The organism is Stenotrophomonas sp. 24(2023) (genome assembly GCF_030913365.1).
Lineage (GTDB): Bacteria > Pseudomonadota > Gammaproteobacteria > Xanthomonadales > Xanthomonadaceae > Stenotrophomonas.
Genome location: NZ_CP133160.1, coordinates 2,534,439 through 2,557,086, shown reverse-complemented (window position 1 = coordinate 2,557,086; position 22,648 = coordinate 2,534,439). Strand labels below are relative to the sequence as shown.

Below are 22,648 nucleotides of genomic sequence, written 5' to 3'. Positions count from 1 at the left end.
TTGGTACAGCAGCGCTTGCGTGCACATGATGGGCTGCCACCGACAACGGGTGGCACGGGCTTGCAATCCCGTAGGATGAGCATGTTGTTTACGCTTGCTTGCCGGCGTCGCTGCGTCGCTGCGTTGTTGCTGGGCGGCGTCGGCAGGCAATCCGTCCGCGCCTCTTTGGCGGGCGGTGCGTGGGGGCCCCGTGCCCGCCGGCGTTCTTTGCTCATCCCCGGTATTGCAACCACGCACCGTCCGCCGCCCTTTGCCCCCAGCGCAAGGGGCGGCCCCTTGCCTCATGCACAAGGACGCCGCCATGGCCGCATCACCCTATCCCCATCTGTTCGCCACCCTGGGCGAGGCCACCGCGCGCCTGCCCGACGATCTGGCCCGCACGCTGGAACGCACCTTTGTTTCGCTGCAGGACGGGCAGGCACCGGACAGCATCACGCTGCTGGCCTGCCTGCAGCACATCCGCCAGGGCGATGCCGCCGATGGCCATCCCTGGCCCGGCAACGGCCACACGCCCGGGCAACGGCTGGCGCTGGCGCGCATCGACCGCGCCAACGCCGGGCTGACCTTCCTGCTGGAGCTGCTGCATGCCACCGAACGCGTGCGCGTGGATGGCGAGGTGGAACAGCACGTGGGCGACGACGCACGCGAACGCCTGCTGCTGGCCTGCCGGGGGCTGGCCGAATATGTGGGTGTGCAGTTGCAGGCGGCGTGAGGCTTTCCCCCCGGGCATGGCCCGGCGCCCCCCTTTGTGCTTCCTGCCCACAAGCCACGAAGTTGCAATGAATTGCATGGTTGCCCTTCACATCGGCGTGCATAGTGCCGCCTCTTTTTCGGAGGAAGCACCTGATGCACAAGATGATGATGCCACTCAAGCGCTACGCGCAGTTCAGCGGCCGCACCGGTCGCAGCGAATACTGGTGGTTCCAGCTGTTCATCGTGATCGTGTCCAGCCCGCTGTACATCCTGAGCGCTTACGCCGGCCACACCGGTTCGCAGGGGCTGGCACTGACAGCAAGCGGATTGAGCCTGCTGCTGTGGCTGGCGGTAGCCCTGCCCTGCATTGCCGCAACGGTACGCCGCCTGCACGATACGGATCGCTCCGGCTGGTGGCTGCTGCTGGCCTTTGTGCCGTTCGCAAGCCTGGCCCTGCTGGTGTTCATGCTGCTGCCGGGCAACGCGGGCGACAACCGCTTCGGCGCGCCGGTGCCGCACGTGTGAGGTGCCTGTGCGGCACGTTCAGCAGTAGCACACTGCCGTAGGCTGCAACGGATGTCGTAATTGGCATGACCTGCGCGCCGGTGTCATCGGCTACGGCACGCATCAACTTTTTTTGATTTTGAAACTTTCCTGATTGGTACAGCAGCGCTTGCGTGCACATGATGGGCCGCCACCGACAACGGGTGGCACGGGCTTCCAATCCCGTTAGGTTGATGCGTTGTTTACGCTTGCTTGCCGGCGTCGCTGCATTTTGCTGGGCGACGTCGGCAGGCAATCCGTCCGCGCCTCTTTGGCGGGCGGTGCGTGGGGGCCCCGTGCCCGCCGGCGTTTCTGCGTCAACCTCCGGTATTGGAACCACGCACCGTCCGCCGCCCTTTGCCCCCAGCGCAAGGGGCGGCCCCTTGCCTCATGCACAAGGACGCCGCCATGGCTGCATCACCCTATCCCCATCTGTTCGCCACCCTGGGCGAGGCCACCGCGCGCCTGCCCGACGATCTGGCCCGCACGCTGGAACGCACCTTTGTTTCGCTGCAGGACGGGCAGGCACCGGACAGCATCACGCTGCTGGCCTGCCTGCAGCACATCCGCCAGGGCGATGCCGCCGATGGCCATCCCTGGCCCGGCAACGGCCACACGCCCGGGCAACGGCTGGCGCTGGCGCGCATCGACCGCGCCAACGCCGGGCTGACCTTCCTGCTGGAGCTGCTGCATGCCACCGAACGCGTGCGCGTGGATGGCGAGGTGGAACAGCACGTGGGCGATGACGCACGCGAACGCCTGCTGCTGGCCTGCCGGGGGCTGGCCGAATATGTGGGTGTGCAGTTGCAGGCGGCATAGGCGTTGCCGCTCTGCTTTCGGCCTGCCGTTGCCCTGCTTTTGTAGATGCCAACCTTGGTTGGCGCTCACGCCCAATGAAACAGCGTGCCAACCAAGGTTGGCACCTACCTGTAGAGAAACAGCGTGCCAACCAAGGTTGGCACCTACCACGGCAGCGCGCCCCGCGGTGCTTCAGGCGAAGTGCTGGTAACCGCCCGTGGCGGCTTCGCCATCCACATGCACGCCCTGCCCTTCGGCAATACGGCCGATGCGGGTCAGCGGCAGGTCCAGCGACTCGGCCAGATAGTGCAGCGCATCGCGCTGGTCGGCGGCGGCAGTGAAGCACAACTCGTAATCGTCGCCACCGCGCAGGGCGCAGTCGCGTGCGCCTTCGCGGCCGAGCAGTTCGCGCAGCGCGGGCGAGATCGGCAGCAGGTCGGCATCGACATGCGCGGCCACGGCGCTGCGCGTGGCGATGTGGCCCAGGTCAGCCAGCAGACCGTCGGACACATCCACCGCCGCATGCGCAAATGCACGCAGGCGCAGGCCGAGGGTGACGCGCGGGGTGGGCCGCAGCAGGCGCAGGCGCAGGGTTTCGTAGTCGGCCAGCAAGGTGGCGGTGGCCACGTCCAGCGCGCCCTGCTGCCACAGTTTCAGTGCGCCGGCGGCATCGCCCAGGGTGCCACTCACCCACAGGTCATCGCCCACCTGTGCGCGGTCGCGGCGCAGTGCCTGGCCACGACCGACCTGGCCCATCGCAGTGACCGAGAGTGACAGCGGGCCACGCGTGGTGTCGCCGCCGATCAGGGCGATGTCGTGCTGGTCGGCCAGGGCGAAGAAGCCATCGGCGAAGGATTCGATCCAGTCTTCGGTGGCATCGGGCAGGGACAGCGCCAGCGTGCACCACACCGGGCGCGCGCCCATCGCGGCCAGGTCGGACAGGTTGACCGCCAGGGTCTTCCAGCCGATGTCGAACGCCGGGGTTTCGGCGGGGAAATGCACGCCGCTGTTGAGCGTATCGGCCGTGACCACCAGCTGTTCGTTGGCACGCGGCTGCAGCAGCGCGGCATCATCGCCAATGCCCAGCACGATGTCATCGCGCTCGAAGGTGCGGGCGCGGATGCGGTCGATGAGGGCGAATTCGGCCAGGGACATGGGGCGCTCCCGCAGGATTGGCGGCAATACCGGGCACCGGTGCCAACCAAGGTCGGCATCTACCAGAAGCAGAACCCGTGCCCGCCGAAGATCGGCAGAAGTGGATCAGTGGCCTGATTCGACCTTGCGCCATTCCACGGCAGCACGGTCCAGCACGCCGTTGACGTAGGTATGGCCATGTTCGGAGCCGAAACGCTTGGCCGATTCGATGGCTTCGTTGATGACCACGCGGTACGGCACGTCCAGGCGGAAGCGCAGTTCATACGCGGCCAGGCGCAGCACGGCGCGTTCGATGGCGTCCACTTCTTCGATGCCACGGTCCAGGTACGGGCCCAGCGCATCGTCCAGGTCGCGACGGTTGTCCAGCACGCCATGCACCAGCGCTTCGAAATAGGCCAAGTCGGCAATTTCGCGGGCCTGCTCATGGGCGAACTGGGCAATGAGCGACTGCGCGTTGCCACCGGAAATCTGCCAGGCGTACAGGGCCTGCACGGCACGGCGACGCGCGCGCGAGCGCAGCACGGGGTCCACGCCATCACGGCGCATGGGCTTGCCGGACGGCCTGCCTTGGGTGTTCTTGTTCATGGCAGTTGCTCCAGCAGGTTGACCATTTCCAGTGCCGCGATGGCGACTTCTTCGCCCTTGTTGCCGTGGCTGCCACCGGCACGCGCCTCGGCATCTTCCACGCGTTCCACCGCCAGCACGCCGTTGAGCACCGGCACGCCGAAATCCAGCTGCACGCGCATCAGGCCTTCGGCGCAGCGGTCGGCCACGTGTTCGTAGTGGCGGGTGTCGCCCCGGATCACGCAGCCCAGGGTGAGGATGGCGGCGTGTTCGTGGGCAGCGGCCAGGCGTGCGGCCACCAGCGGCAGTTCCCAGGCACCCGGCACGCGGATCACGTCGATGTTGGCTTCGGCAATGCCGTTGCCAGCCAGGCTCTGGCGGGCACCAGCAACCAGCGTGTCGGTGATGCGGGCGTTCCAGCGGCTGGCCAGGATGGCAAAGCGCGCCGACTCGGGGGTGCGAAGATCGCCTTCGTAGTGGCTCATATGCGGCTTGGGGGATTCAATAGGGGGTAATTCTAGCGTGGATGGGCCCCAGCCGTGGCTGGCGGCGCTTTCACGGGGGGCCTTCTGTGGCGCCGGGCCATGCCCGGCTGCGCTTCCTGCCACCGGGCCGGAGAACCCGCGCTGCGCGCGAGAGCCGAGCATGGCTCGACTCTACCGGGTTCCCGGCGCCGGGGCCTGGGCGTCAGCAGCCCACCGTTTCCACCACTTCCAGGCCATACCCGGCCAGGCCGACCTGGCGGCGCGGGGTGCCCAGCACGCGCAGCTTGCCCAGGCCCAGGTCGGACAGGATCTGCGCGCCGGCACCGTTGCGGCGCCACTGGCTCACGTCCTTGTCCTTGCCCGGCACCACCGGCGCCGGCTGCTGGCGCAGGCGGGCCAGCAGGGCCTCGCCGTCGCGCGGGGCCTGCAGCACCACCATCACGCCGGCACCTTCGGCAGCGATCGCGCGCAGGGCATCGGTGGCGGCCACGCCGAAGTCATCGCGGCGCCAGTGCAGCAGGTCGGCCAGCGGGTTTTCCACCTGTACACGCACCAGCGTGGGGGTGCCGGCATCGGGGGTGCCCCGCACCAGGGCGAAATGCAGGTCGTGGGCGATGCGGTCGCGGTAGGTCACCAGCTTGAACGGACCGAATTCGGTATCGATGTCGCGCTCGTCAACACGCTCGACGGTCTTTTCGGTGGCCAGGCGGTAGGCGATCAGGTCGGCGATGGAGCCCATCTTCAGGCCGTGCTCGCGGGCGAACACTTCCAGTTCCGGGCGGCGCGCCATGCTGCCGTCCGGGTTCAGGATTTCCACCAGCACGCCGGCCGGTTCCAGCCCGGCCAGCATGGCCAGGTCCACGCCGGCTTCGGTGTGGCCGGCGCGGGTCAGCACGCCGCCCGGCTGGGCGATCAGCGGGAAGATGTGGCCCGGCTGGTGCAGATCGGCCGGCTTGGCATTGGGCTTGACCGCCGTGCGGATGGTGTGGGCGCGGTCATGGGCGGAAATACCCGTGGTCACGCCTTCAGCCGCTTCGATGCTGACGGTGAAGTTGGTCTGGAACTGGGCGGTATTGGCCTGCACCATCGGCGCCAGGCCCAGGTCGGCCGCGCGGGTTCGGGTGAGCGGCAGGCACACCAGGCCGCGGCCATGGGTGACCATGAAGTTGATGTCCGACGGCTTGACCAGCTCGGCGGCCATGATCAGGTCGCCTTCGTTCTCGCGGTCCTCGTCATCGACGATGACGACCATGCGGCCCTGGCGGATGTCTTCGAGGATCTCGGGGATGGAGGCGAAATTCATGCGCGTGCTCCTTCGCCCAGCAGGCGTTCCACGTAGCGGGCGACCAGATCGATTTCCAGGTTCACCGCGCTGCCCACGCCGGTGGCGGAAAACGCCGTGTTGGCCACGGTGTGCGGGATGAGGGCGACTTCAAAGCCTTCGCCATCCACTTCGTTGACGGTCAGGCTGACGCCATCCACGCAGATCGAGCCCTTCTTGGCGATGTAGCGGCGCAGGGCGGCCGGCGCGGCGAAGCGCCAGCGCTGGGCGCGTGCATCTTCATGGATGGACAGCACCTGGCCCAGGCCATCGACGTGGCCGCTGACCAGATGGCCGCCAAGGCGGTCGGTCGGGCGCATGGCGCGTTCCAGGTTGATGACCGCGCCTTCGGCCAGCTGGCCCAGCGTGGTCAGGCCCAGCGTTTCGGTGGAGGCATCGGCCTGGAAGCTGGCCGCGTCGAACGCGATGACGGTCAGGCAGACGCCGTTGATGGCGATGCTCTCGCCCATCTGCACGTGGTCGAACGGCAGGCTGCCGACGTTGAAGGTGAAGCGGACATCGCCGCCGATGGCTTCGCGTGCGGCCAGACGGCCGACGCCTTCGATGATTCCAGTAAACAAGTAACGTTCTCCGCGGAAAGTGAGCGAAAAACGCCGCAAGGCAAACAGGCGCACGCAGGGCCGCAAAGGCCCTGTGGCACCGTCTTCTTTCATCCGGACTATGACCGTCGGCTCCGGCATTGGACCGGATCTGCTGACCCCCGGCGGTGGGCCGGGGCGCTCGCGGGCTCGTGCTTGCGCACCTACCGCCGGTGGGGAATTGCACCCCGCCCTGAAGACGTTTGTATACCGGCGAACCGGCGCGTTCATTGTAACAGGGTGCCCGCCGGTGCCTGCCCCCACGGGCGGAACACTGTTGCGCTGTGACGGGTTGCCCAGACCCTGAACACGGGGGGACGCCGCGCTGGCCTTTTGTGAAATTTTCATTAAACTCGGCGCGGGCGACATGAGGTCGCCCCGGGCCGCCGCTTCCGGCGGGCCGCCAATGGACTGAAACCCAAGGAATTTCCATGCGCAAGATCCTGATCGTCGCTGCCCTGTTGGCCGCCGCTCCGCTGTCAGCCGCTGCGGCCGACGGCCTGAGCTACACCTACGTGGAAGGTGGCTGGACCCGCCTGAAGCTCGACAACGATATGGGTTCCAAGCCGGAACTGGACGGCGGTTACCTGCGCGGCTCCTTCGCGCTGGCCGAGAACGTCAACGTGTTCGGCGGCTACACCACGGTGTCCAAGTCCTACAACTACACCTTCTACAACCTGCGCGGCCACATCAAGCAGACGCTGAAGCAGCCGGAGCTGGGCATCGGCTACCACATGCCGATGTCCGACCGCGTTGATTTCACCAGCGACATCGCCTGGGTGCGCCTGAATGAAGAATTCAAGCTGTCCTACGACGGCCAGTACGCTGACCGCCTGAAGGACCACATCAACGCCGGTCGTGTCACCGTCGGCCTGCGTGGCAAGCCCTCGCCGCGCACCGAAGCCTGGATCAAGGCCGGTTACATCGATGGCAGCGACATGGATGGCGAATGGGTGGGCACGCTGGGTGGCCAGGTCAACTTCACCCGCACCTGGGGCCTGACCGGCGAAGTGCAGGCCTATGACGGGGCCACCCAGTTCAGCCTGGGCGTGCGCGCCAGCTTCTGATTTATCGATCGCTCCTCGTCGTGCGATCGACGGGCCCCGCATGGGGCCCGTTTTTTTTTGGGGCCACCGCCGCGCCTGCCCTGCTGCCGTACCCGGCCTTCAGTTTCAGACAATTTGCATGGTGGTGGCCGCAGCAAACTGGGAAGCTGGCGCCGGTCCGTTGTGAGCTACACCATGAAGATCGTGCTACTCATCGCTGCCACCGTGACGGTGGGGCTTTCCGCTTGCCAGGCCAGCCGCGACGTGCAGGCTGCGTCCACCGGGCCACTGCCGGCCAACCCGGAGGTGACGGCGATGATCCAGCGGCTGGATGCGCAGGTGAACCAGCATGCCGCCTGCCGTGCCTACCTTGATGACCATGCGGCCTGCCCGGCCGCGCAGGGGGACGGTGCAGAAGACGATGCTACGCCCCGGCGCACCCTGCACCTGCAGGCGATGCACGCGCAGGGCGAGGCATTGGGCGTGTACTGCCGGGATGTGCATGCCGCCTGGAAACAGCAGTGGGCAGGCAGCTGCCCGTTGTGAGGCTGCATCCAGCGGGCCGGGCCCGGCGGATGCGATAGCGGTCAGGGCCGCAGCAGCAGGCGCAGATCGTCACCCACCTGGCGTTGATCGACCACGCGCAGGCGGCGCTGCTGGTCCATGGCGTCGATACCCAGACCGGCCAGCAGCGGGCGGCCGGTATCGCCCAGCAGCGTCGGCGCCTGGTACAGCAGCAGCTCGTCCGCCCAGCCACCGCGCAGCAGCGCGCCGGCCAGCGTCGCCCCGGCTTCGGTATGCACTTCGTTGATGCCACGCTCGGCCAGCAGCGCCAGCACGGCGCCCAGGTCCAGGCGGCCATCGGTGCTGGGCACGCTGGCGAACGCGGCATCGGCCGCATCCGGCGCACTGACCGCAGCATCGTGCAGGTACAGGGTGGGCGCACCGCCTTCGCGCACGCGGCTGCATTCGAGCGAGCGCAGGCGCGAATCGAGCACCACCCGCAGCGGTGGCATCACCTCGGTATCGGCCAGGCGCACGGTCAGCGCCGGATCGTCGGCCAGCACCGTATCGGCCCCGGTCAGGATCGCGCCGGCGCGTGCGCGCCAATGCTGCACGTCTTCGCGCGCGGCCGGGCCGGTGATCCACTTGGAACTGCCGTCGGCCATGGCGGTGCGCCCGTCCAGGCTGGCGGCCAGCTTCACCCGCAACCACGGGCGGTTGCGCTCCACGCGCGACAGGAAGCCCTTGTTGATCTCGCGCGCCTGCGTGGCCATCAGGCCTTCGGCCACCTCGATCCCGGCCCCGCGCAGCAGATCGAAGCCACCGCCATCGACCTTCGGGAACGGATCGCGCAGGGCCGCGACCACGCGCGCGACGCCCGCCTCGATCAGCGCCAGTGCGCAGGGCGGCGTGCGGCCATAGTGCGCGCACGGCTCCAGGGTGACGTAGGCGGTGGCACCCCGTGCCTCGCTGCCGGCTTCGCGCAGGGCGAAGACTTCGGCGTGCGGGCCGCCCGCGCGCTGGTGCCAGCCCTGCCCGACCACGCGTTCGCCATGGGCGATCACGCAGCCGACCATCGGGTTGGGGCGGGTGGTGTAAGCGGCGCGCTCGGCCAGACGCAATGCGTTGGCCATGTGCAGGTGGTCGAGGACGGAGAACGGAGTGCTCATGCCGCCATGGTAGCGCTGTCGGTGTAGATCCACGCCATGCGTGGATGGGGCATCGGTGCCAACCAAGGTTGGCATCTACCAGGGCAAGGTAGAGCCACGCCATGCGGGGATGGGGGCGTCGGTGCCAACCAAGGTTGGCATCTACCGGGGCAAGGTAGAGCCACGCCATGCGGGGATGGGGCGTCGGTGCCAACCAAGGTTGGCATCTACCGGGGCAAGGTAGAGCCACGCCATGCGTGGATGGGGCGTTGGTGCCAACCAAGGTTGGCATCGACCAGGGCAAGGTAGAGCCACGCCATGCGGGGATGGGGCGTCGGTGCCAACCAAGGTTGGCATCTACCAGGGCAAGGTAGAGCCACGCCATGCGTGGATGAGGGCGTTGGTGCCAACCAAGGTTGGCATCTACCGGGGCAAGGTAGAGCCACGCCATGCGTGGATGGGGCGTCGGTGCCAACCAAGGTTGGCATCTACCGGGGCAAGGTAGAGCCACGCCATGCGTGGATGGCGGCGTTGGTGCCAACCAAGGTTGGCATCTACCCGGGCAAGGTAGATCCACGCCATGCGGGGATGGGGTGTCAGCCCTTCTTCTTCTTGGCCAGGGCGATCACATCGCCCAGCAGCTGCAGCTGTTCGGTACTGGCCGGCAGCTCGCGCTCGAGCTTTTCGATTTCTTCGCGGAAATCGGCCACGTCCTCGAAGCTGCGGTACACCGAGGCAAAGCGCACATAGCCCACATGATCGAGCTTGCGCAGTTCATTCATGACGAACTCGCCCACCTTGATCGACGGCACTTCGCGCTCGCCGCTGATGCGCAGCTGGTGGACCACCGCGCGCACGGCCGATTCGATTTTCTCTTCCGGTACGGCCCGCTTCTGCAGCGCGCGGTCGAAGCCGGCACGCACCTTCCGCACGTCGAACGCCTCGCGGCTGCCATCGCTCTTGACGATGGCCGGCAGCTTCAGTTCGATGGTTTCCAGGGTGCTGAAGCGTTCGTTGCAGGCCTCGCACTCACGCCGACGCCGGATCGTCGCGCCATCTTCGGAGACGCGCGAATCGATCACCCGGGTATCGGCATGTTGGCAGAACGGACAGTGCATGGAACGCCTGGCTCAGGAAAAACGTCATGCCACGGTCATGGCAGCGTCGCAACGGTACCTGAGAAGGGCCAAACCAGCAAATAGGGCAAGGGCTCAGCCTTGCATGGCCGGGGCCTGGCGCCAGCGCAGCCACGCCAGATGCGCGGCCGGCAGCAGCAGGGAGGGGCCCGCCAGCAAAAGCGCGAAGGCCCTGGGGCCATAGGTCAGGCCCAGCCAGATCCCGATGCCAAGCAGCGGCACGCTGGCGATCATTCCCAGCAGCAACGCGCCCCATTGTGCACGGCTGCGTGCCTGCAGCGCACGGCGACCGCCCAGCAGGTAGTCGCAGCTGAGTCCCAGCCAGGCGAGGCATCCGGCGAGACCGGCCAGGCTCCAGACCAGCATCAGCAGGGGCCGTGCGATGTTGCCGTCGGCAAGCGATGCCAGGCCGCCCCCGATGCCAAACACCGCCATCGCCCCCCCGAGCAGCAGGCTGGGCAGGCCGAACGCCGCGGCCAGCGCGGCGTACAGGTACTTGCTGCGGCGCTCATCCATGTGCGTCATTTCCTCGGTACCGGGGTCAGCGCCCTTTTCTGCGAAAAGGGATCCGACCCCTGCTTCGATCCGGATGCCCGGGGTCAGAGCCCTTCCCTGCAGGAAGGGAGCCGACCCCACTACCCGATCAGCCGTAGACCGGGTACTTGCGGCACTGCGCGCTGACGGCATCGCGCACGCGGGCGATGACGGCCTCATCGGCCGGGGCGTCGAGCACGTCGGCGATCCAGTTGGCCAGGTCCACGCAGTCCTGTTCGACATAACCACGAGTAGTGACCGCCGGGGTGCCCAGGCGCAGGCCCGAGGTCACGAACGGCGAACGCGGGTCGTTGGGCACCGAGTTCTTGTTGACGGTGATATGGGCGCGACCCAGCGCGGCTTCCGCATCCTTGCCGGACACGTCCTTGCCGATCATGTCCACCAGCATCAGGTGGTTCTGGGTGCCGCCGGAAACGATCTTGTAGCCGCGCGCGATCAGCGTGGTGGCCATCGCCTGGGCGTTCTTCACCACCTGCTGCTGGTAGGCCTTGAAGCCCGGCTCCAGCGCTTCCTTGAAGGCCACGGCCTTGGCGGCGATGACGTGCATCAGCGGGCCGCCCTGGATGCCCGGGAAGACGATGGACTGCAGCTTCTTGACCAGGTCCTCGTCGGCGCCCTTGGCCACGATGATGCCGCCGCGCGGGCCGCGCAGGGTCTTGTGGGTGGTGGAGGTGACCACGTGGGCGTGCGGCAGCGGGCTCGGGTAGACACCGGCGGCGACCAGGCCGGCCACGTGGGCCATGTCCACGAACAGGTAGGCACCGACCTTGTCGGCGATGGCGCGGAAGCGCGCCCAGTCGATCACCTGCGAGTAGGCCGAGAAGCCGGCCACGACCATCTTCGGCTTGTGCTCCAGGGCCAGGCGTTCGACTTCGTCGTAGTCGATCAGGCCCTGGTCGTTGACGCCGTACTGCACGGCGTTGAACAGCTTGCCCGAGGCATTGACCTTGGCACCGTGGGTGAGGTGGCCACCGTGGGCCAGCGACATGCCCAGGATGGTGTCGCCCGGCTGCAGCAGGGCGAAATAGACGGCCTGGTTGGCCTGCGAGCCGCTGTGCGGCTGCACGTTGGCGTAGTCGGCATCGAACAGCTGCTTGAGGCGGTCGATCGCCAGCTGCTCGGCGATGTCCACGTATTCGCAGCCACCGTAGTAGCGCTTGCCCGGGTAGCCTTCGGCGTACTTGTTGGTCAGCTGGCTGCCCTGGGCTTCCATCACCGCCGGGCTGGTGTAGTTCTCGCTGGCGATCAGCTCGACGTGGTCTTCCTGGCGCTGGGTTTCGGCGGCAATGGCCTTGGCCAGTTCGGGATCGTAGGTTTCGATGCGGACGTCACGCGGGAACATCGGTTACTCCGGCAGGCAGGGGAAAAGGGGGTACAGCAGAGCCCCCGATTGTAGCCCCCCGCCGGGCTGCCGGGGTTGGATACGGCAGCGCATCCAGCCCCGGGGCCTGCTGGCCTCAGCGGCCGTTGATCACGAAGTCGGCGATGATGCCGCTGGCGATGGCCACCAGCAGCAGGTTGCCGCGGTCATCGCGGATCCAGCGGTGGCCGTACGGCGGGCGGCTCAGGTGGTAGTAGTTGTAGTCGTTGACCACGTAGACCGGGCCGGAATAGTAGTTGCGGTACGGGTAGCCCACCCGCCAGCCATAGCCGCCGTAGCCGCCATAGCGCGGCGGCGGCGGTGCCGGGCGGTAGACCACCGCCGGGGGCGCCGGGCGGTAGTAGCGGTTGTCCCAGCGCTGCTCGCGGCGCCAGTCGCGGCGGTCATCGCGGTAGTCGCGATAGGCCTCGCGGCGGTCACGCTGCCAGTCACGGCGGTCCTGCCGCCATTCGCGCTGGTCCTGCCGCCACTGGCGGTGGTCGTCATCGGCGAAGGCGGGGCTGACGGCTCCCAGGGCCAGTACAGAGGCCACGGCGGAAGCCACGACTCGATTGATGCGCATGATGAAACCTCTGCAAGGGTGGGTGGTGGTTCCCATATTGCTCAGGCGATCTGAACCAATTCCAGCTGGAAACGCTTCCCGCTGTAGGACTGTGACCGATTGTTCAGCCCGGGGCCAGTCCCGGGGGCCCTGCCCCAGCGCGGTCGGTAAGCGGTTCCGGCTATAATTGGCGGTATCCCATTCAGACTGTGCCTGCTCTCGTAACGGGGCGTTCCCGTGACGGGCCGGGTGCAGGGTCGCGCCCTACGGAGACCTCATGTCCTCGCAATACATCTACACCATGAACCGCGTGTCCAAGGTGGTCCCGCCCAAGCGGCAGATCATCAAGGACATTTCGCTTTCGTTCTTCCCGGGCGCGAAGATCGGCCTGCTGGGCCTGAACGGCGCCGGCAAGTCCACCGTGCTGAAGATCATGGCCGGCGTGGACACCGATTTCGAGGGCGAAGCCCGCCCGCAGGCCGGCATCAAGGTCGGCTACCTGGCGCAGGAACCGGAGCTGGACCCGACCAAGACCGTGCGTGAAGCGGTGGAAGAAGGCGTGGGCGAAGTGCTGCAGGCCCAGGCCGCGCTGGACGCGGTGTACCTGGCCTATGCCGAGGAAGGCGCCGATTTCGATGCGCTGGCCAAGGAACAGGAGCGCCTGGAGGCGATCCTGGCCGCCGGCGATGCGCACACCCTGGAAAACCAGCTGGACGTGGCCGCCGATGCGCTGCGCCTGCCGCCGTGGGATGCCGTGGTCGGCAAGCTGTCCGGCGGTGAAAAGCGCCGCGTTGCCCTGTGCCGCCTGCTGCTGCAGAAGCCGGACATGCTGCTGCTCGACGAACCGACCAACCACCTCGACGCCGAGTCGGTGGAATGGCTGGAACAGTTCCTGGCGCGCTACACCGGCACCGTGGTGGCCGTCACCCACGATCGCTACTTCCTGGACAACGCCGCCGAGTGGATCCTGGAACTGGACCGCGGCCGCGGCATTCCGTGGAAGGGCAACTACACCGACTGGCTGACCCAGAAGGATGAGCGCCTGAAGCAGGAAGACAACCAGGAAAAGGCCCGCCAGAAGGCGATCCAGAAGGAACTGGAGTGGTCGCGCCAGAACGCCAAGGGTGGCCGCACCAAGGGCAAGGCCCGTCTGGCCCGCCTGGAAGAGCTGCAGTCGGTCGATTACCAGAAGCGCAACGAGACCAATGAAATCTTCATCCCGCCGGGCGAGCGCCTGGGCAACGCGGTGATGGAATTCAAGAACGTCTCCAAGAAGTTCGGCGACCGCCTGCTGTTCGACAACCTGAGCTTCCTGGTGCCGGCCGGCGCCATCGTCGGCATCATCGGCCCCAACGGTGCCGGTAAGTCGACCCTGTTCAAGATGATCACCGGCCAGGAAAAGCCGGATTCGGGCGAGATCGTGGTCGGCCCGACCGTGAAGCTGTCCTACGTGGACCAGAGCCGCGACGCGCTGGAAGGCAACCACAACGTCTTCCAGGAAATCGCTGGCGGCCTGGACATCCTCAACATCAACGGCATCGAGATCCAGTCGCGCGCCTACATCGGCCGCTTCAACTTCAAGGGCCAGGACCAGCAGAAGATGGTCGGTTCGCTGTCCGGTGGTGAGCGTGGCCGCCTGCACATGGCCAAGACCCTGCTGCAGGGTGGCAACGTGCTGCTGCTCGACGAACCGTCCAACGATCTGGACATCGAAACCCTGCGTGCGCTGGAAGATGCGCTGCTGGAGTTCCCGGGCAACACCTTCGTCATTTCGCATGACCGCTGGTTCCTGGACCGCATCGCCACGCACATCCTGGCCTTCGAAGGTGATTCGCACGTGGAGTTCTTCCAGGGCAACTACCGCGAATACGAAGAAGACAAGAAGCGCCGCATGGGCGATGACGCCGCCCCCAAGCGCCTGCGCTTCAAGGCGCTGAAGTAAGGCAACACCGGAAAGGCCGCGCTTGCGCGGCCTTTCTCCTTTCATGGGTCGCCCATGTGCCGGCGACACCTGCGCGAGATCCCGCATGTCCCTGTTCGAACGCCTGTTCCAGCTGCAGCAGCACGGCACCACCGTGCGCACCGAACTGCTGGCCGGTGTCACCACCTTCCTGACGATGTCCTACATCGTCTTCGTCAACCCCGAGATCCTGGGCACCACCGGCATGGATGCCGGCGCGGTGTTCGTGGCGACCTGCCTGGCTGCCGCGCTGGGTTCGGTGGTGATGGCGCTGGCCGCCAACTTCCCGGTGGGCATGGCCCCGGGCATGGGCCTGAATGCCTTCTTCGCCTTCACCGTGGTCGGTGCCGCCGGGCTGCCGTGGCAGCAGGCACTGGCGGCGGTGTTCATTTCCGGCCTGGTGTTCCTGCTGCTGTCACTGACCGGCGTGCGCGCCTGGCTGGTGTCGGGCATTCCCGCTTCGCTGCGGTCGGCCATCGTGGCCGGCATCGGCCTGTTCCTGGCGATCATCGCGCTGCAGAAATCCGGCGTGATCGTCGGCAACGAGGACACGCTGGTGGCGCTGGGCCCGTTGAACACGGCCCCGCCGCTGCTGGCGCTGGCCGGCTTCCTGCTGATCGCGATCCTGGAAGCACGCCGCGTGCGCGGCGCGATCCTGATCGGCATCCTGGCCGTCACCGCCGCCGGCTGGGCGCTGGGCGACGTGCAGTACCACGGCCTGGTCTCGCTGCCGCCGAGCCTGGCCCCGACCTCCCTGCAGCTGGACCTGCCCGGCCTGCTGCACCACGACGGTGGCGCGCCGCTGGCGGTGCTGCTGCAGGTGGTGCTGGTGTTCGTGCTGGTGGAAGTGTTCGATGCCACCGGCACCCTGTATGGGGTGGTCGGCCGCGCCGGGCTGCTGAAACTGCCGGGCGCACAGAAGCGGTTCGGCCGCGCGCTGCTGGCCGACAGCACGGCGATTGTTGCCGGTTCGCTGCTGGGCACCAGCAGCACCACCGCGTTTGCCGAAAGCGCCTCGGGCGTGCAGGTCGGCGGCCGCACCGGGCTGACGGCACTGGTGGTGGCCGCGCTGTTCCTGGCCGCGCTGCTGTTCTCGCCGCTGGCGGCGATGGTGCCCGGCTATGCCACCGCCCCGGCACTGCTGTTCGTGGCCGGGCTGATGCTGCGCGAACTGGTGGAGGTGGACTGGAGCGACCTGACCGAATCGGTGCCGGCCGCGCTGTGTGCACTGGCGATGCCGTTCACCTATTCGATCGCCAACGGCCTGGCGTTCGGCTTCATCGCCTATGCCGCGCTGAAGGCCGGCACCGGCCGCTGGCGCGACGTGCACCCGGCGGTGTGGCTGGTGGCCGGGCTGTTCGTACTGCGCTACGCACTGGAATAGAAGCGCCGCACTGCGGGTAGCGCCGGGCCATGCCCGGCGGAGGCAACCGTCAGCGCCAGCGTGGCTGCAGCTGCCCATCGGCGGCAAAGCGCCAACGGCCTTCGGCCCAGCCCAGCCCGAACAGGCTGAGCATCTGCGAGTAATAGGCCGGTGGGTCGGTGCGCTGCTGTTCCACCGTGGGCAGGCTGGCCTGCAGGTTCTGCGCCAGGATCTTTTCACCACTGGCCAGCACATACGGCAACAGTGCGGCGCGGAAGCCGTAGTTGCCTTCGCCCTGCCCTGCCCCACTGCGCGTATCGATCTTTTCCCACATCGGCGAGCCGCTGCGCAGGCGCTGCAGCGGGCCGGACAGCGCGGCCAGCTGGCGGCGGAACAGCGGATCGCCGGCGGCGGTCATGCCCGCCCAGGTGTAGCAGCGGATGGCGTCGTAACTGCCGACCGCGCCGTGGACCGGATCGACGATGAAGGCACCGTCCTTCCACGCCGTCCAGTCCGGCGCAAAGCCCTTTGGTGCGGTCTGCTGCAGCAGGGCCAGCGTGTTGCTGGCCAGCGCCGCCCACGGCCCGTTGCGTTCCAGTGCCGCGAAACGGCGCAGCAGCGGCAGCGGCAGGTAGCTCGGGTTGAGCCGGGTGGCGCCGTCCTGGGTGAAGCCCTGCGGGCCAGGCAGCAACATCGGGCCCAACCCATCGAGGGTGACGATTTCGCGCTCGCGCACCTGCGCCAGCATGCCGGTGGCAATGTCGCGCAGCGCCGGGCGCTTCCACAGGCGCGCGGCTTCCAGCAGGGTGTAGGCCAGCCACAGGTCCGAATCGGATGCCGGGTTGGCATCGAGCACGCGCCAGCCACCGCTGGCATCGCGCCCCCACAACCAGGCGGGCAGCTGGCCGGTCATGTTGCTGCCGGCCAGGTTGTCCTGGGTCCAGCCGAGAATGCGGTCGAACAGCGCCACGTCGTTGGCCACCAGCGCGAAGAACAGCGCGTAGGACTGGCCTTCGGAGGTGCTGCGCTGGTCAGCCTGGCTGCGGTCGATCATGCGGCCATCCTGGCTCAGGCTGCTGTCGCACAGTACCTGCCAGGCCGGCCAGCCCTTGGCGGGTGTCGCCGCGCAGGCACGCGGCGTGGCCACCGACAGCACCGGCAATGCGGCCAGGGCACCCAGCACGCGGCGGCGGGATGGATCGGCGATGGACGGCATCAGCGGCTCCCTGTGCATGGGCGGGCGGAACAACAGGTATACCGCACGCGGCTGGCGCACCGCGTGCAGGCCCGGCCGTCCGCCCGGGCCACGTTCATTCGCCGCCGGCGTAAGGCGAACGCAGCACCTGCGGGCGCAGGCCCAGCCCGGAACCCAGGCGGTCCAGCAGGAAGCGCAGGTACAGGCTGGTGCCGAACTGGCGGTAGTCGCGCGCGTTGTTCAGTTCCATGCGCCCGCCCAGGAACAGCTGGCTGGACAGCTGCCACTCGGCCGCCGCACTGAGGTTGTACGACACGCCGGTCTTGGTCTGGCCGGCATACACCGGTGCGATGTAGGTGCTGCTCAGGCCCAGCAGCGCTGCCATCGAGGCGGCATCGTAGGCGGCCTGCTGCAGGGCCGGGTCGGTCGGGAAGTAGTCACTGGCCTTCTCCTCGAAGTGCTGCACGCCGATGCTGCCATCGACCTGCCAGGCCAGGCGCGCGCGTTCGCTGCGGCCGTTCCAGTGCACCGGGAAGCCGACATCCAGGTAGCGCTGCGGGCTGAAGTAGCCACCGTGGCCGTAGGTGAAGCCACTGAGGTTGCGCTCGTACTGCAGCGCGGTGATGTTCAGGCCGGCGGTCAGCGCCTGGTTGCCGGTGTCCAGCGCGTGCACGTACACGCCCAGCCCGGCTTCGCGGCGTTCGTTGTTGGCCACGTTCTGGCCCTGCAGGCGGTGCCAGGACAGGCTGGCATAACCGCCGAGCAGGCCGTTGTCGAGCGTGCCGCCGATCTTCGCGCCGGTGGCGGTCACCCCGCCCCAGCGCTGCCCGGTGCGCTCGTCCTGCACGCCGGAGAACGACAGCACGCTGTCGGTCACCGCACGCCGCGAGGCTTCCCCGCTCCAGGTGAACATGTCGCCGGTGCGGCCTTCGTAGCCGATGCCACCGACGATCTGGTTTTCCGAGAAGCCCAGCGGCGAGGTACCGATATCGGCACGCAGGCCACCGCGCTGGTAGCCCACCGAGATGCCGGCACCGGTGGCGTCCTGCGCGGACAGGCGGCGTGCACCGGCGGCGTTGGCCACCATCGCATACAGCGTGTCCTGGAAGGTGATCGGGGTCTGGCCGCCGCTGGCGCCGCTGGCCAGGGCCTTCAACTGCGCCTGTTCGCCGGCGGTGAGGCCGCGCGACAGGCTGCCGTTGTTCAACAGCTGGTTGGCGATCTGGCTGATCGGCGTGTTGGCCACATCGCGCGAGAGCAGGTACGACGGCAGCGGATCGGCAAACAGGGCGGCCAGTGCGGCGGCACGGCGTTCGGCCGCGGTCAGCGAGCCGTCGGTCTGGTTGTACAGCTCCTGGTAGCGGCCATTGTCCAGCGCGCGCTGCTCGATCAGGTTGCGGGTGGCGTTGCTTTCACCCCGGGTCAGCAGCGTCTGGTACAGCGAGGAACCGACCAGGCTGTCCACCGGTGTGCGGTCGGCGGCCAGTGCCCCGGCCAGTGCGGCCTGCGGGCCACCGCCGAAGCGGCTGGCATCGGCATAGCTTTCGGCGGGGCGGCCGGCATCGAGCACGGCCGGGGTAACGGCCACGATCAGCTTGCCATCGCCCACCGCGAAGCGCGCTTCCAGCGGCACCTGCAGGTCATCCAGCTTGCCCTGGCCCGGCTGGCCGTCGCGGCTGCGGTAGCTGGCGCCCACGGCGATGCTGCTGCTGTTTTCGGCCTTGAGATCGCGCAGTTCGGCCAGCACGCCCTGGCTGGCGGGCGCAGCAGCGGCAGGCGCCGGGCGACGGCTGCGGGCGGACTGGCCGGGCACCGGCAGCGTATCGACCAGCGCCGGGGCATGGGAGGCCGCCGGCTCGGGCAGGCCACTGGCATCGAACAGCGGCGCCTGCGGCGTGCCGGGCAGCGGCGCGGCGCTGGCGCTGTAGCCACCGCCGGATGCCAGCGCTTCCACGGCCGGCGGCAACGGGGCATCGCTCCCGCGCAGTGCGCGGCTGGCGACCCCACGGTTCATGCCGGCAAACGGATTGAACGTGCCGGCGCCACCGGCCAGGGCCGCGTTGCGCGAACGCGGCAACCCGGCATCGGCATAGCCGGACTGGCGCGCGGCAGCAGCCAGTGAGGCCTTGAAGTAACTCTCGGCCCGCCGGTTCTTGCCGGCGGCACGGTACACGCGGCCGGCACCGGCCAGCACGTCGGGCGAATCCGGGGCCTTGGCCAGCGCCTGCTGCAGGTAGGTTTCGGCCGTGTCCATGTCGCGCAGCGAGGCGGCGCTGCCGGCCGCGGCGATCAGTGCATCGACATCACCGGGGCTGCGCTGCAGCTGCTGCTGGTACAGCGCCAGCGCCTGGCCATGGTCACCGGCGGCGCTGTACAGGCGTGCGAGTGCGGCGATGTTGCGGGGATCATCAGGGTGCTCGGCCAGTGCCGGGGCCAGCACGCTGTAGGCCGCTTCCAGGTTGCCCTGCTCGCGCAGCGCATCGACCTGGCGCAGCACGTAACCGGCGCGCAGGTCCTGCAGGCGCGCCTGCTGCGCGCTGTCGAGCGGGGCCTGGGCCAGCTGGCGCAGCACGGCGGCCACTTCGCCATCGCGGCCGGCGCGCAGCAGCACCGAGGCGTACTGCAGGCGCGATTCGACGCTCGGGGTATCGCCCTGCAGCAGCGAGCGGGCCAGGGTCATCGCGCGTTCGCTGCTGCCGATGTCCGCATAGGCACCGGCCAGTGCGGCAACCGCTTCGGGGTTCTGTGCCGGGTTGCCCAGTGCGGCTTCGGTGCGCGCCAGCAGCAGCTGCGCTTCGCCCACGCGCTGGCGCTGGGCCAGCCCGCGCGCCTGTGCGCCCTGGGCCTGCACCAGTGCCACCGTGCGCATGGCCTCGATGCTGCCGGTGCGCGCGTTGGCGGGAATGCGGTCCAGCAGCGCCAGTACCTGCGGCCACTGCTGGCGTTCCTGCGCGAACAGCGCCTGCGCCTGCAGGGCCTCCACCGAGGCGTTGTCGCCGGCATTGGCCAGTTCGCCCATCACCCGGTCGGCTTCAGCGGGCTGGCCCATGCGCTGGTACAGGCGGGCCAGTTCCAGCCGCAGCCACGGGTCGGACGGTTGTGCCAGCAGGGCATCTTCCAGCTCCACCTGCGCCATCTGCAGGCTGCCACTGGCAATGGCTTCCTGCGCGCGTGCACGCGCCAGGTTGGCGCGCAGCGCGGCGCGGCCACCGGCCTTTTCCTGCTGCGCCGGGGTCATCCGTTCCATCATGACCGCCGCTTCTTCGGCGCGGCCCTGGCGGCCGAGCAGGCCGACCAGGCCCTGCAGGGCGCCGGCATTGCCCGCATCCAGTTCCAGCGCCTTGCGGTAGCTGCGCTCGGCCGCGGCCGGGTCGCCGCTTTCCTGCAGCTGCGCCAGCGCCACGTAGCCGGCCGGCTGCTTCGGCTGCAGGGCGATGGCCTGCTGCACGCGTGCGGCGGCATCGGCGCCGGCCTGCCCGCGTACCTGCTGCAGGGTCAACCAATAGCGTGCGCTGTCGGCCGCACTGCGCCACTTGCCATCCCGGGCCACGGCCTGCTTGAGCAGTTCGTTGGCTTCCTCGAACCGCTCCTGGCGCAGGCGCACCGAACCCAGTCCCCCCAGCGCACCGGCATCGCGCGGACGCGCGCGCAGTACCTGCGCGAAGCGGTTCTCGGCCTGCTCCAGCTGGTTGTTGTCCAGGGCACGGAACCCCTCGCCCAGCAGCCGCTGGTTGGGATCGACCGCGGCGGCGGCGGTACTGGCCTGTTCGCGCAGCTGCGCGGCCTTGGCCGCCACTTCGCGGTCGTTCGGCTGTGCCCCCAGGAACGCTTGGTACAGCGGTGCATCGGCCTGGCTGGCATTGAGCCACAGCAGTGCCTGGCGCCATGCGGTACGGGCCGGGCCGCCGGTGTCCTGGCGTTGGCTGAGCGCGCTGAGCTGGCTGATGCCTTCACGGCGGCTGGGTTCGCGGTAGGTCAGCACCTGTGCCAGCGCCAGCCGCGCGGCCGGGGTGGCATTGCGCGCGACCAGCTTCTGCAGGCCGTCGCGGGCGCGGCTCCAGCCTTCGGGCGTGCCGGCCAGCACCTGGTAGTACTCCAGCGCCAGATCATCCGGGGGTGCGCTGCCGGCAAAGGCCTGCTCGTAGCTGCGCACGGCCTCGACATAGCGCCCGGCGGCGGCCGACCGGCGCGCCGCCTGCAACGGGTTGTCGGTCCCACCGCCGCCACCGCCCAGGGCCAGCCGCAGGCGCGCGGTCTGCGGTGCCTGCGGGTGCCGGGCCTGCAGCAGCTGCAGGCGCTTCTGCGCTTCGGCGCGGCGGCCCTGGTTGAGGTCGATCAGGCCCAGCCCCAGCAGTGCATCAGGCTGGTTGGCATCGGTGGCCAGCAGCTTGCGCCAGGTATCCGCCGCCAGGTCTTCGCGCCCCTGGTCATGCCAGTAGTTGCCCTGGTTGACCAGCTGCTGCACCGAGGCGTTCTGGGCCCAGGCCGGTGCGGTCAGCACGCACAGGTCGATCAGTCCGACCAGGCACAGCGGCTTCAGGTGTTTGCGGAACATGGGGTACTCCAGGCAGGCAGCAGGCGCCCGTCGGCGGAAAAGCGGAAGCGTCGGTCCATCCAGCCTTTGCCGAACAGGACCAGCGCACGTTCGTAATAGTTGAGGTCGCCGGCGCTGGCAACCCGGGCCTGCTGCGCCTTCAGCGCGGCAGGCTGCCCGGACGCGGCCAGGTACGGCAGCAGGGCTGCGGCGAAGCCGGCCGGCGCGGTGCCGGTACCCACGCCATTGCGCACCTGCACCTTTTCCGCCATGTGCCCCTGCGCGCGCAGCATGCCGGCCGGGCCGGACAGGCCCTGCAGCAGGCGCCGGCGCAGCGGATCGGCGGGATCGACCATGCCGGCCCACAGGTAGCAGCGGATGGCGTCGTAGCTGCCGGCATCGCCCTTGTCCGGGTCGGTCACGAAGGCCTTGCCGTTCCAGGCCAGCCAGTCCGGCGCGAAGCCTACCGGCGCACTGGCTTCGAGCAGGGCAACGCTGCGCTCGGCCACGCGGGCCCACGGGCCCTTCGGATCGACCGCGGCAAAGCGGCGCAGCACGAACAGCGGCAGGTAGCTGGGATTGAGCGTCCAGCGGTCGGCGCGGATGAAGCCACTGCGCCCGGGCAGCAGCATCGGGCCGAAACCGGGCAGCTGCACCACTTCGGCCTTGTGCATCAACGCCAGCATCTGCCGGCCGGCATCGAGCAGGCCCGGGCGCTTCCACAGCCGGCCGGCTTCCAGCAGCGCGTAGGCGATCCACAGCTCGCCATCGGCTGCGGTGTTCGGGTCCAGCACACGGAACTGACCGCTGTCGTCACGGCCCCACAGCCATGCCGGCAGGTTCAGGTCGGGACGGCCTGCGCTGAGATGGCGCCGGGTCCAGCCCAGCACGCGGTCGAACAGCACCGGGTCGTTGTCCACCAGCGCGAAGAACAGGGCGTAGGACTGCGATTCGGAGGTGCTGCGCAGGTCCTTGTTGGCGAAATCGACCACACGGCCATCGGTGTCGATGTGGCGCTGCACGAAGCTGCGCCACTCGCGCCATGGCCCCGGGCAGGCCACCGGCGCGGCCGCCTTCACCGTGGCCGGCACCAGCGCGGCGGCGGCGGTTCCCGCCAGCAGGCGCAT

General features: G+C 68.6%; 20 protein-coding genes and 1 riboswitch. Of the genes, 7 read left to right on the top strand and 13 right to left on the bottom strand.

Annotated features, from left to right (window positions below; translation table 11 throughout):
* The first annotated feature begins 301 nt into the window (after window positions 1-301).
* The 3 genes from Q9R17_RS11335 to Q9R17_RS11325 all read left to right on the top strand — a co-directional run bounded on the left by Q9R17_RS11335 (window position 302) and on the right by Q9R17_RS11325 (window position 2,055).
* Window positions 302-712 (top strand): hypothetical protein, encoded by a 411-nt coding sequence (locus Q9R17_RS11335; protein ID WP_308154746.1) that lies wholly within the window; start codon window positions 302-304, stop codon window positions 710-712.
* Between the two features lie 134 nt (window positions 713-846).
* Entirely contained in the window at window positions 847-1,218 is a 372-nt protein-coding gene (locus Q9R17_RS11330; RefSeq protein ID WP_308154747.1) for a DUF805 domain-containing protein, read from the top strand.
* Window positions 1,219-1,644: 426 nt separating this feature from the next.
* On the top strand, window positions 1,645-2,055 hold the full coding sequence (locus tag Q9R17_RS11325; RefSeq protein ID WP_308154746.1) for a hypothetical protein: 411 nt from the start codon (window positions 1,645-1,647) through the stop codon (window positions 2,053-2,055).
* 171 nt (window positions 2,056-2,226) lie between these two features.
* Here Q9R17_RS11325 and thiL read toward each other — a convergent pair whose 3' ends face one another.
* The 5 genes from thiL to Q9R17_RS11300 all read right to left on the bottom strand — a co-directional run bounded on the left by thiL (window position 2,227) and on the right by Q9R17_RS11300 (window position 6,140).
* Entirely contained in the window at window positions 2,227-3,189 is a 963-nt protein-coding gene (thiL, locus tag Q9R17_RS11320) for a thiamine-phosphate kinase (protein WP_308154745.1), read from the bottom strand.
* Window positions 3,190-3,294: 105 nt separating this feature from the next.
* The gene (gene nusB, locus Q9R17_RS11315; protein WP_308154744.1) at window positions 3,295-3,774 is read right to left on the bottom strand and encodes a transcription antitermination factor NusB; all 480 of its coding nucleotides are present in this window, start codon (window positions 3,772-3,774) and stop codon (window positions 3,295-3,297) included.
* Window positions 3,771-4,238, bottom strand: a complete 468-nt coding sequence (ribH, locus tag Q9R17_RS11310; RefSeq protein WP_308154743.1) for a 6,7-dimethyl-8-ribityllumazine synthase — start codon at window positions 4,236-4,238, stop codon at window positions 3,771-3,773. The genes nusB and ribH overlap by 4 nt, the downstream gene beginning before the upstream one ends.
* A 202-nt stretch (window positions 4,239-4,440) precedes the next feature.
* Window positions 4,441-5,541 carry a 3,4-dihydroxy-2-butanone-4-phosphate synthase gene (gene ribB / locus Q9R17_RS11305; RefSeq protein WP_308154742.1) on the bottom strand — a complete coding sequence of 367 codons (1,101 nt, stop codon included), beginning with the start codon at window positions 5,539-5,541 and terminating at the stop codon, window positions 4,441-4,443.
* Complete coding sequence (locus tag Q9R17_RS11300) at window positions 5,538-6,140, bottom strand: riboflavin synthase (RefSeq protein ID WP_308154741.1); 603 nt, start codon at window positions 6,138-6,140, stop codon at window positions 5,538-5,540. The genes ribB and Q9R17_RS11300 overlap by 4 nt, the downstream gene beginning before the upstream one ends.
* A gap of 77 nt (window positions 6,141-6,217) precedes the next feature.
* A riboswitch (FMN riboswitch) is annotated at window positions 6,218-6,363 on the bottom strand.
* Between the two features lie 226 nt (window positions 6,364-6,589).
* Here Q9R17_RS11300 and Q9R17_RS11295 point away from each other — a divergent pair.
* Both Q9R17_RS11295 and Q9R17_RS11290 read left to right on the top strand, forming a co-directional pair.
* Window positions 6,590-7,225 carry an outer membrane beta-barrel protein gene (locus tag Q9R17_RS11295; RefSeq protein ID WP_308154740.1) on the top strand — a complete coding sequence of 212 codons (636 nt, stop codon included), beginning with the start codon at window positions 6,590-6,592 and terminating at the stop codon, window positions 7,223-7,225.
* A 174-nt stretch (window positions 7,226-7,399) separates the two neighbouring features.
* On the top strand, window positions 7,400-7,750 hold the full coding sequence (locus Q9R17_RS11290) for a hypothetical protein (RefSeq protein ID WP_308154739.1): 351 nt from the start codon (window positions 7,400-7,402) through the stop codon (window positions 7,748-7,750).
* A 41-nt stretch (window positions 7,751-7,791) separates the two neighbouring features.
* On the opposite strand, the gene ribD is transcribed toward Q9R17_RS11290, so the two are convergent.
* From ribD to Q9R17_RS11265, 5 genes are all read right to left on the bottom strand, one after another.
* Window positions 7,792-8,877: a bifunctional diaminohydroxyphosphoribosylaminopyrimidine deaminase/5-amino-6-(5-phosphoribosylamino)uracil reductase RibD gene (ribD, locus tag Q9R17_RS11285; protein WP_308154738.1), complete on the bottom strand. Its 1,086-nt coding sequence runs from the start codon at window positions 8,875-8,877 to the stop codon at window positions 7,792-7,794.
* Between the two features lie 575 nt (window positions 8,878-9,452).
* The gene (gene nrdR, locus Q9R17_RS11280) at window positions 9,453-9,974 is read right to left on the bottom strand and encodes a transcriptional regulator NrdR (RefSeq protein WP_308154737.1); all 522 of its coding nucleotides are present in this window, start codon (window positions 9,972-9,974) and stop codon (window positions 9,453-9,455) included.
* Between the two features lie 93 nt (window positions 9,975-10,067).
* Complete coding sequence (locus Q9R17_RS11275) at window positions 10,068-10,508, bottom strand: hypothetical protein (RefSeq protein ID WP_308154736.1); 441 nt, start codon at window positions 10,506-10,508, stop codon at window positions 10,068-10,070.
* A gap of 127 nt (window positions 10,509-10,635) precedes the next feature.
* A complete protein-coding gene (gene glyA, locus Q9R17_RS11270) occupies window positions 10,636-11,889 on the bottom strand; it encodes a serine hydroxymethyltransferase (RefSeq protein ID WP_308154735.1) in 1,254 nt (417 codons plus the stop codon).
* Between the two features lie 115 nt (window positions 11,890-12,004).
* A complete protein-coding gene (locus Q9R17_RS11265) occupies window positions 12,005-12,490 on the bottom strand; it encodes an RcnB family protein (protein WP_308154734.1) in 486 nt (161 codons plus the stop codon).
* A gap of 256 nt (window positions 12,491-12,746) precedes the next feature.
* Between Q9R17_RS11265 and ettA the strand changes: the two genes are divergently transcribed.
* Window positions 12,747-14,411, top strand: a complete 1,665-nt coding sequence (gene ettA / locus Q9R17_RS11260) for an energy-dependent translational throttle protein EttA (RefSeq protein WP_308154733.1) — start codon at window positions 12,747-12,749, stop codon at window positions 14,409-14,411.
* 85 nt (window positions 14,412-14,496) lie between these two features.
* The gene (locus Q9R17_RS11255; protein ID WP_308154732.1) at window positions 14,497-15,813 is read left to right on the top strand and encodes an NCS2 family permease; all 1,317 of its coding nucleotides are present in this window, start codon (window positions 14,497-14,499) and stop codon (window positions 15,811-15,813) included.
* A gap of 49 nt (window positions 15,814-15,862) precedes the next feature.
* Here Q9R17_RS11255 and bcsZ (Q9R17_RS11250) read toward each other — a convergent pair whose 3' ends face one another.
* The 3 genes from bcsZ (Q9R17_RS11250) to bcsZ (Q9R17_RS11240) all read right to left on the bottom strand — a co-directional run bounded on the left by bcsZ (Q9R17_RS11250) (window position 15,863) and on the right by bcsZ (Q9R17_RS11240) (window position 22,648).
* Window positions 15,863-17,008 (bottom strand): cellulose synthase complex periplasmic endoglucanase BcsZ, encoded by a 1,146-nt coding sequence (gene bcsZ, locus Q9R17_RS11250; RefSeq protein WP_308154731.1) that lies wholly within the window; start codon window positions 17,006-17,008, stop codon window positions 15,863-15,865.
* Between the two features lie 94 nt (window positions 17,009-17,102).
* Complete coding sequence (locus tag Q9R17_RS11245) at window positions 17,103-21,542, bottom strand: cellulose biosynthesis protein BcsC (protein WP_308154730.1); 4,440 nt, start codon at window positions 21,540-21,542, stop codon at window positions 17,103-17,105.
* Window positions 21,524-22,648 (bottom strand): cellulose synthase complex periplasmic endoglucanase BcsZ, encoded by a 1,125-nt coding sequence (gene bcsZ, locus Q9R17_RS11240; protein WP_308158332.1) that lies wholly within the window; start codon window positions 22,646-22,648, stop codon window positions 21,524-21,526. Before bcsZ (Q9R17_RS11240) ends, Q9R17_RS11245 begins: the two co-directional genes overlap by 19 nt.

What these genes read in the sequence shown, in the direction of transcription:
- bcsZ (WP_308154731.1), bottom strand. Translation starts at nt 17,008, where the DNA reads ATGCCGTCCATCGCCGATCCATCCCGCCGCCGCGTGCTGGGTGCCCTG.
- nrdR (WP_308154737.1), bottom strand. Translation starts at nt 9,974, where the DNA reads ATGCACTGTCCGTTCTGCCAACATGCCGATACCCGGGTGATCGATTCG.
- Q9R17_RS11295 (WP_308154740.1), top strand. Translation starts at nt 6,590, where the DNA reads ATGCGCAAGATCCTGATCGTCGCTGCCCTGTTGGCCGCCGCTCCGCTG.
- Q9R17_RS11325 (WP_308154746.1), top strand. Translation starts at nt 1,645, where the DNA reads ATGGCTGCATCACCCTATCCCCATCTGTTCGCCACCCTGGGCGAGGCC.
- Q9R17_RS11330 (WP_308154747.1), top strand. Translation starts at nt 847, where the DNA reads ATGCACAAGATGATGATGCCACTCAAGCGCTACGCGCAGTTCAGCGGC.
- ribH (WP_308154743.1), bottom strand. Translation starts at nt 4,238, where the DNA reads ATGAGCCACTACGAAGGCGATCTTCGCACCCCCGAGTCGGCGCGCTTT.
- nusB (WP_308154744.1), bottom strand. Translation starts at nt 3,774, where the DNA reads ATGAACAAGAACACCCAAGGCAGGCCGTCCGGCAAGCCCATGCGCCGT.
- Q9R17_RS11335 (WP_308154746.1), top strand. Translation starts at nt 302, where the DNA reads ATGGCCGCATCACCCTATCCCCATCTGTTCGCCACCCTGGGCGAGGCC.
- Q9R17_RS11245 (WP_308154730.1), bottom strand. Translation starts at nt 21,542, where the DNA reads ATGTTCCGCAAACACCTGAAGCCGCTGTGCCTGGTCGGACTGATCGAC.
- Q9R17_RS11275 (WP_308154736.1), bottom strand. Translation starts at nt 10,508, where the DNA reads ATGGATGAGCGCCGCAGCAAGTACCTGTACGCCGCGCTGGCCGCGGCG.
- glyA (WP_308154735.1), bottom strand. Translation starts at nt 11,889, where the DNA reads ATGTTCCCGCGTGACGTCCGCATCGAAACCTACGATCCCGAACTGGCC.
- Q9R17_RS11265 (WP_308154734.1), bottom strand. Translation starts at nt 12,490, where the DNA reads ATGCGCATCAATCGAGTCGTGGCTTCCGCCGTGGCCTCTGTACTGGCC.
- thiL (WP_308154745.1), bottom strand. Translation starts at nt 3,189, where the DNA reads ATGTCCCTGGCCGAATTCGCCCTCATCGACCGCATCCGCGCCCGCACC.
- Q9R17_RS11290 (WP_308154739.1), top strand. Translation starts at nt 7,400, where the DNA reads ATGAAGATCGTGCTACTCATCGCTGCCACCGTGACGGTGGGGCTTTCC.
- ettA (WP_308154733.1), top strand. Translation starts at nt 12,747, where the DNA reads ATGTCCTCGCAATACATCTACACCATGAACCGCGTGTCCAAGGTGGTC.
- ribB (WP_308154742.1), bottom strand. Translation starts at nt 5,541, where the DNA reads ATGAATTTCGCCTCCATCCCCGAGATCCTCGAAGACATCCGCCAGGGC.
- ribD (WP_308154738.1), bottom strand. Translation starts at nt 8,877, where the DNA reads ATGAGCACTCCGTTCTCCGTCCTCGACCACCTGCACATGGCCAACGCA.
- Q9R17_RS11255 (WP_308154732.1), top strand. Translation starts at nt 14,497, where the DNA reads ATGTCCCTGTTCGAACGCCTGTTCCAGCTGCAGCAGCACGGCACCACC.
- bcsZ (WP_308158332.1), bottom strand. Translation starts at nt 22,648, where the DNA reads ATGCGCCTGCTGGCGGGAACCGCCGCCGCCGCGCTGGTGCCGGCCACG.